General features: G+C 62.1%; 3 protein-coding genes. 2 read left to right on the top strand and 1 reads right to left on the bottom strand.

The window, feature by feature from the left end; translation table 11 throughout:
- Together EOA38_RS35815 and EOA38_RS35810 are read left to right on the top strand one after the other, a co-directional pair.
- On the top strand, positions 1 to 684 hold a 684-nt coding region (locus EOA38_RS35815), incomplete at its 5' end, for a rhomboid family intramembrane serine protease (protein ID WP_145966261.1).
- A 133-nt stretch (positions 685 to 817) separates the two neighbouring features.
- Complete coding sequence (locus EOA38_RS35810; RefSeq protein ID WP_126094173.1) at positions 818 to 1249, top strand: CBS domain-containing protein; 432 nt, start codon at positions 818 to 820, stop codon at positions 1247 to 1249.
- A gap of 25 nt (positions 1250 to 1274) precedes the next feature.
- Here EOA38_RS35810 and EOA38_RS35805 read toward each other — a convergent pair whose 3' ends face one another.
- Positions 1275 to 1613 (bottom strand): DUF6455 family protein, encoded by a 339-nt coding sequence (locus EOA38_RS35805; RefSeq protein WP_245481010.1) that lies wholly within the window; start codon positions 1611 to 1613, stop codon positions 1275 to 1277.
- Positions 1614 to 1680 lie beyond the last annotated feature (67 nt).

The following is a 1680-nucleotide window of genomic DNA, read 5'->3' as shown; positions in this document are numbered from 1 at the left end:
CCGAAACCGCGCCGGGAGCCGGTATTCAACCTGCCGCCGGTGGTGCAGGCGGTAGTTGCGATTTGCTTCGTCGTCTATCTGGCCGAAAACTATCTTCTCACGCCAGCGCAAGACGACACGTTTGTCTCGACCTTCGCCTTCACGCCGGCTTTCTATTCGGGTCTTTACCCGCCAAGCGCCTATTTGCTGGTCCAGCCTTTCACTTATGCGTTCATGCATGGCAGTTGGGCGCATCTCTTGGTCAATATGGTCTGGCTCGCCGCTTTCGGCTCGCCGCTCGCCAATCGTCTCGGCGGTGTTCGATTTGCAGTGTTCTACGCGGTGACCGGGCTGGCTTCGGTTGCGCTGTTTTGGGCGCTGCACCCGTATGGCGAGATGCCGCTCGTCGGCGCTTCGGGCGCGATCTCGGGCATGATGGGGGCAGCGGCGCGCTATGGCTTCCGCATCGACCGCTCGTCCGGCAAGGCAGCCTTCGCCGGTGAGCCGCTGCCGATCGCAATCGTGCTGCGCTCGCGCGGCGTCATGACTTTCCTCGGCGTCTGGATGGTGATCAATCTCGCCTCCGGCCTGCTCGGCTTCGCGCCAGGTGTCGACGGCCAGATCGCCTGGGAGGCCCATATCGGCGGCTTTATCGCCGGCTTCTTCGGCCTGCGTTTCTTCGACCGCCCGCAGCCGTCGGAGTAACGCTGCGGCGCACTTGAAATGCAGCCAATCACGGCGCACGATGGCGGCTAGGCACCCAGCGTCTTCCCAAGGGCGCTGGGGCTGAAAAAAGCCGGTCAGGCAGGAGCCGGCGAGCAAGGCTGAGGAGGACGCCATGACGGTTAAGGCAATTCTTGAAAGCAAGGGCCATGACGTGTTCACGCTCGGGCCTAACGAAAAGCTGACCGAGGCCATCCGGATTCTGACCGAACACAGGATCGGCGCGCTCGTCATCACCAACGGCGACCGCAAGATCGTCGGCATTCTCTCGGAGCGCGACGTCGTGCGGGTGATTGCCAGGGAAGGAGCGGCCGCGCTCGATATCGCGGTGCGTTCGGCCATGACGCCCAAGGTCAAGATCTGTAACGAGAGCCATACCGTAAACGAGGTCATGGAGATCATGACGCGAGGCCGCTTCCGCCACCTGCCCGTGGAGAAGGACGGCATGCTCGACGGCATCGTGTCGATCGGCGACGTGGTCAAGCGCCGCATCGAGGACGTCGAACGCGAAGCCGAGGAGATCCGGGCCTATATCGCCACCGCGTAACCGCTGCCTGGCTGCTTATTGCATGCTAGCGCAGGCCGGCTGCGTGCTGGAGGCGCGCGATCAGGTCGGCGTTGCGACAATAGTCCGGCGGGGTGTCGGCTTGTTCGTGGCTGTCGAGCCAGGTCGAGCATTCGGCTTGATGGCCGCATGAACGGCAGCGGTCGACAGCTCGATTGGTGACGGCAATTTGGTCCGGAATGATTTTGAGTTGCCGTTCGACGCCCATCTTCTGCATCATTCGGCCCATCAACGAGGTCCTGACCTCGACTGGAAGCAGATAATCCAGAAAGTTCATGTCGGTCACACTCCTGCCTTTTCGGCAATTTCGTCCAAGGCGGCAGGGGCATGCATTGATCTCGGTCAACAGACGACTCCCTTGCCAGCCCGGGCCGATTGATCTAGCGAACGGTTGACATCCTGCGCTGCCAGAG

The sequence above is a fragment of the Mesorhizobium sp. M1E.F.Ca.ET.041.01.1.1 genome (assembly GCF_003997355.1).
Classification (GTDB): Bacteria; Pseudomonadota; Alphaproteobacteria; order Rhizobiales; family Rhizobiaceae; genus Mesorhizobium.
The sequence above is the reverse complement of the archived record's forward strand: the minus strand, read 5'-3'. Positions and strand labels throughout refer to the sequence as shown.